This window comes from Acetobacter okinawensis JCM 25146 (assembly GCF_000613865.1).
GTDB classification, from domain to species: domain Bacteria; phylum Pseudomonadota; class Alphaproteobacteria; order Acetobacterales; family Acetobacteraceae; genus Acetobacter; species Acetobacter okinawensis.
Map to the genome: position 1 here is coordinate 1 of NZ_BAJU01000074.1, position 5,940 is coordinate 5,940.

At 61.2% G+C, this 5,940-nt stretch carries 4 protein-coding genes; all 4 read right to left on the reverse strand.

The genetic code is table 11. The features are described 5' to 3' along the window. The coding region (locus JCM25146_RS15265; protein ID WP_199897768.1) for a methyl-accepting chemotaxis protein at positions 1–1,317 on the reverse strand (1,317 nt) is incomplete at its 3' end. A gap of 653 nt (positions 1,318–1,970) precedes the next feature. Further along, a complete protein-coding gene (locus JCM25146_RS15270; protein ID WP_025829111.1) occupies positions 1,971–2,768 on the reverse strand; it encodes a flagellar hook assembly protein FlgD in 798 nt (265 codons plus the stop codon). 39 nt (positions 2,769–2,807) lie between these two features. Then, positions 2,808–4,817, reverse strand: a complete 2,010-nt coding sequence (locus JCM25146_RS15275) for a hypothetical protein (RefSeq protein WP_148299121.1) — start codon at positions 4,815–4,817, stop codon at positions 2,808–2,810. 63 nt (positions 4,818–4,880) lie between these two features. After that, positions 4,881–5,765, reverse strand: coding sequence for a flagellar motor stator protein MotA (gene motA, locus JCM25146_RS15285; protein WP_025829115.1), 885 nt, complete (start codon positions 5,763–5,765; stop codon positions 4,881–4,883). Positions 5,766–5,940: the final 175 nt, after the last annotated feature.

Below are 5,940 nucleotides of genomic sequence, written 5' to 3' on the forward strand. Positions count from 1 at the left end.
CGCCTTTGCCCTGCCCCCGCTCGGCGCGGCAAGGGCCGTGCCACCGGGGAGCTTGAAGTGACCCACAACATCCACCAGATTGGCCGCCTCGGTCTTGAGGTTATGGGCCGCGGCTGCGGTCTGCTCCACCATGGCGGCATTCTGCTGGGTGGTGGCATCAATATGGGTGGCGGCGGTGTTGACCTCGCCCAGACTGCCCACCTGCTCCCGCGCAACTGTGGCTATGTTGGACACATGCCCGGTAATGGCTTCCACCTGACCGGCCACAAGCTGGAGTTCCTTGTCGGTCTGTTCCACCAGACGCACGCCCTCTGTTACCTGCTTGGTAGAAACCTCAATCAGGCTACGGATATCGCGCGAGGAGGTGGAGGAGCGCTGCGCCAGTGCGCGGATTTCGGTCGCCACCACAGCAAAGCCGCGCCCTGCATCGCCCGCACGGGCGGCTTCCACCCCTGCGTTCAGCGCCAGCAGATTGGTCTGGAAGGCGATGTCGTCAATAATACCGATAATGGCGGACATCTTGGCCGAGGATGTCGCAATTTCCTGAATAGCGGACATGGCCGAAAGCATGACCTTGGTCGAACGCTGCACGGCGGCATGGGCACTCTGTGCTGCGTCACGTGCCTCCTGCGCGGCTTCGGACTGGTTGTCCACACCGTTTTTCACGTTGGTGACGGAAGCCGCCATCTGCCCCATGGCAGCAGCCTGCCGCTCGGTCCGCTGCGCAAAGTCCTGCGAGGCCTCGGCAATTTCCATCGACCCACCCTGAATAAGGGCGGAAGCAGCGGCCACTTCCTCCATAGCCTCGGAGAGAGAGGATACGGCCTCGTTAAAATCAAGGCGCAGGGCGTCAAACTCAGGCGCGAAGGGGGATGCGAACTGGAACGTCAGATTACGGTCAGCCAGTGTGCGCAGGCCCTTGCCCAGTTCCACGATCAGACCGTTCTGCTGCACGGTACGCTGCTGCGTCAGCTCGCTCATGCGCTGCTGCTCGGTCGCGCTCTCCTGCGCTATTTTTTGCAGGTCAAGCTGCTTGATCAGAGCCGTACGGAAGGTGCTCAGCGCCTTGGCCAGACGGCCCGCGCAATCCGTCCATAACGTGTAGGGGATCTGCTCATCCAGCTTGCCCGCAGCAATGCGCTCGGTCAGGGCCGTAATGGTCTCAAACGGTACGGCGGCGCGGTTAATCAGCACCCAGCGGGCACCAAACACCATGAGCGAACTGACAACAAACCCGCCAAGTCCCAGATAGCGCTGCACCGCCAGGGGCAGGTCCATCTCGGAACTGACAAGCTGCACCAGAATCTGCAAAATCATATAGCTTGCAAACATGCCATGACGATCGAAATCTTACGTCGCAGAGGGGCTTTTTCGGTAAACCAGACCAACATGGGATTTTTTTGCCTTAATGCAGGTTATAGGCGTTAGGCATAGCCGCTCCCCCCGGGGGGCCGTCAATTTAATGTTAAGACATAAGTGATACAGACATCAGTCAAGCTCAGGACAAGTTGGGCAATATGGCCGGTCATATCGCAAAGACCACGGGCCTACCCAGGCACCACAAACCGGGTAATCGGCTGGGTACCCTGAAAAGATTATCTTGCTGTCTGGGATTTTATTATGCCCGGCCATACATGAATACATGCCGGTGACTGTCAAAAAACGATCACACGCGCCGTGAGGTCTTTTGCCTTAGCCTCTCTTAAAAAAAATTCTATGAGACATAAGACGCCGCTTATGGAGCCCGCCTGATAGGCAGGACTCTATAATGCCCGAAATGGGAAAAGGTTCTATTAGCGGGAATGACCGTTTTAGAGCGGGAAGGCATGCCTGTCGATTTTAACACGCAGGGCAATCAAACCTTATCCATTCCCTGCCATGAGAGGCAGGCGGATGCCGCGCAGGGGCCAGTCTGGCCCATAAAATACCCCGGATCAGGGGAGCATGGCACCGCCACACTCCCCCCGCACTCAGGACCCCGTGCTGGACGAGGAAGAAGATGTATCCGACGATGTGGAGGAAGACGAGGACGAAGAAGACGAGCTTGAAGAGGACACGTTGACCAGGCTGCTCATGGGTATGGTCGCGCTGCCCATCTGCACTTCCATATCGTTGGTACCGGTCTGGATACCCGTAATGGTGCCTGTAACCGTAAACGACACATCGGACGTGTTGCCAGACGAATCCATGGTTTTGACCGCAACGCTGTAAGCACCATCGGACAGCTTGTTGCCGCTGTTGTCCGTACCGTCCCATGTCCATGTATTGGTGCCGCTGCTGGCGGTGACCAGATCGTCCTTGACGATGGTCCCTGCCGAGTTGGACACGGCAATGGCCACAGTCTGCCCCGATGTTCCCGTGTAGTTGAGCGTTGCCGAGCTGTCCTGCAACGGCAGGGTGGTGGTGGTGGCTGTGGCCTTCGAGCCAACAAGGGCGCTATCCGCGCTGAGCTGCCCGCTCTCGTTGAGCGAAATGAGTGAGGACAGCTTGGAATTGGTCTCCACCTGCTGTTCCACCCCGGCAAACTGCACCAGCTCGGACGTAAAGGAATCCGAGCTCATGGGGCTGCTGGGGTCCTGATGCTGGAGCTGGGTCGTCAGCAGGGTCAGGAAGGTGGTGTAGTTATTTGCAAGCGAGGACAGCGCCGAAGTCGCAGACGTGGACGACGAGGACGAAGACGAGCTGGAGGTTGCCGCAGAGCTTTTGGCGGTCGATTCCGCTGCCGAAAGCAGGTTGTATTCGTTTGTTGTCAGTGATGTCGTGGACATACGCCTGCTTCCTTCCTGTCTGCCTTAATACGCCCGGGGTCAGGCGGTAATGTTAACCCCACGTCCATCATATGTGCGCGTGCCGGATGCGAGCGTGCTATTGTCCGACCCCTCTGTTGTGCCGTCCTGCGCGCCCGCCTGCGTGCTGGCGGTCCAGGACGTGCCCGCGGAGGACTGGCCACCGCCCTGCCCCGCACTGGTGTTGGCACCCCCAAAAGCCCCCCCGGCTGCACTGCCCGCACCATTATCCTGCGAGGAGGTGCTGTTGCCCGCATCGCTCGCATTGACAACATCAATCTTGAGCTGTCCCACGTTTACACCCGCTGCGTCCAGTGCTGCAACAAGCTCGTGCCGTGTGCTGGCCAGATGGTGCGCGGTTGCTGCGTCCTCACTTTGCAGCACAACGCCCGTGGTCACCCCATCCGTACCCTGCACACGCACATGCACCGGCGTGGAATCGGCGGTCATGACGGTCACGGACACGCCTGTGTCCGTGCTGTTCGCATTGGCAAGGGAGAACAGCCCTGTGGTCTGCTCATCCTCCTGCGTGGCCGAGGCCGTAGCTGCTGCTGCGGTCTGTGCCGGAGCGGCCTGCGTGCTCTGGCCCTCCAGCGCGCCACCAAGGGTGGAGGCAAAGCTGGAGACGCCCTGTGCTGCACTCTGCGCCAGCGCACCACTCTGGAGCGGGGTCTCGGCCAGCAGGGCCTGTCCTTCTCCCTCCGCGCCACCACCGGACTGGTCGGAAAAACCGGACGCGTTCTGGGCCGTGCTCTCCTGCACCGTGCTGCCCAGCGCCACCATGGCCGTGGTGTCCAGCGACAGGCCGCTCAGCCCGCCCGAGGTGGAAAGCCCAGCGCCCTGCTGCGTGGACTGGGTAGACTGCGTCACACTCACATTGCTCACAGCGGCAGCAACCTGCTGGAGCGTCAGGGCGACCTGCTGGTCCGTATCTGTTGTGGTGTCCGTTGCCTGCGTGCTGGCCGCCTGCGTGGCCGTAGTGCTGGCAGCAGCGGTTGCACTGTGGCCTGTGGCTGCCGCCGTGGCGGCACCCTGCACCACAGTATCTGCCAGCGTAAGCTGTGCTGCCGGCATGGCCGCAACCGATGCGCTCCCGGCCTGTGCTGCAACAAAGGCAGACAGGCTGTCTGCACCACTCGCCATTGGCTGCGCCATGGCCGATGCAACCCCCGCCGCCATGACAGATGCACCAGCACCGAGCGATGCCAAAGCCCCCTGCTCGGTTATGGGAGTCAGCCCCAGTGCAGCCAGCGCATCCGCCGTCGTCTGGCCTGTAGCGGGTATGGCACTGGCCTGAGCCAGCAGTGTGCCCATGTCCTGCCCGGCGGCCTGTAGCGCTGAGCCCAAAGTGGCAGACGTTGTCGCATCGGCCTGTGTGGCGTCCGTGCCTGCGCTGTCGGTGCTGGCTTGGGTGGCATCGGCACCCTGCGTCTGGGTCTGCACGGTGGCAGCACCCTGCATGGCCATCTGCATCAGCGTTTCCGCCATACTCCAGACTGTGCTGCTCTGGCTGGCATCCGCCGTAGTGGTTGTGCTGGTGTCTGCCGTGCTGTCGGCCGCCTGCGTTGCATCATCCTGCACGCTCGGGTCGGACTGCTTTTTGGCTGCGGTGGTGGTGCTCGCCTGCGTGGCGGTGGCAGAGGTGCTGGTCGTGGTCTGTCTGCTGCTGCCCGTAGTGGCTGGCGTGCCAGACTGGCTGGACCGGCTGGCCGTGCCCTGTGTGGTGGCACTCTGGCTGGACGTGTTCTGGCTTGTGGTATCCGCGGCGGTGCTGTCTGTCTGGTCCGTATCTGCCGAGGTGGCAGTGCTGGCGGATGGTGTGGTTGCAGCCTGCCGGGTACTGGCCGCACGCGCCTGCGTGGTGGAGGCCGACATGCTTTTGAGCACGGCTGCAAAACCGCTGGTCTGCGAGGTCACGGGCGTTGTGGTGGCCGTGGTGCTGCGTGCGGCAACTGCCGCCAGCAGGGAGGCAAGTGGCGTGTCCTGTGCGCTTTCGCTCAGGTTGGCGGCATTTGTTGACTTGATACCCATCACTTCCTCCATCCCACCCTTGAGCACCCGGCCAGTGGGTCTGCCGCCTACGTGGCTGCTGCGTCAGGCTGCCGCAGCCGCACCCGGATTACTGGCCTCGGACAAGGCGGAATCCAGCTCGGCAAAGGTTGGCATGAACGCATGCGGTATGTCCTTACGCCCGATTTCCGCACAGATCTGCGGCGGGTTGCCTTGCAGATGCGCCACAAACACCGTGCGGATCAGATCCTGGTAGCGGGCGTCCTGCATGACCACATCGCGCATTCTAGACGAAAGCGGAGCCACAACGCCATAAGACAAAAGCACACCCAGAAAGGTCCCGACAAGTGCGCCTGCAATCATCTCACCCAGAATGACCGGCGGCTTGCTGATGGAGGCCATGGTTTTGATAACCCCGAGCACGGCGGCCACAATGCCAAGGGCTGGCAGAGCGTCTGCAATGCTTTGCAGGCTTTCGGCGGTATGGAGTTCCTCGCTCAGGTTCTTTTTGAGTTCGCGGCCCATGACCTCATCCAGCTGGTACGCGTCATCCATGTTCAGGCTGACCAGACGCAGGTAGTCGCAGATCAGGCTGCGGGTCACCAGATCGTCCCGCACATTGGGCGACAGGGCAAAAATCGAGCTGTCGTTCGGGTTTTCAATGTGTTCTTCCAGCGCCATGTTACCCTTGGCCTGCGCCAGCCGCATAAAGCGGAACAGGGTGACCAGCAGCTCCGTATAGGCCGCCTTGTTGTAGCGTGGCCCCTTGATGGTGCGGCGCAGGTAGTGCGGGAACTCCTTGAGCACATCCTTGGAGTTGGACATGACAAAAATACCCACCGCAGCCCCAAGAATGGTCAGCAGCTCAAACGGCATGGACATGATAAGGGGTGCAAGCGCCCCCCCGGATGCCACAAACGAACCAAATACGCAGAGCAGCGCAAAAATGAGCCCCCCGATGAACAGCATTTAACGGTCTCCACTTTCATCTACTTGTACCGGGCGAGCACTCTGGCCTGCGGCACGACATCATCTGTTACGGGCGGGTTACTGCGGCGCGGGTGTCCACGTATCCTGCGAGGGCTGAAAAGGCTGGTCCACTGGCGCGGCCGGGGCCGTGGTCTGTGGTGCTGCAGGCCGTGTG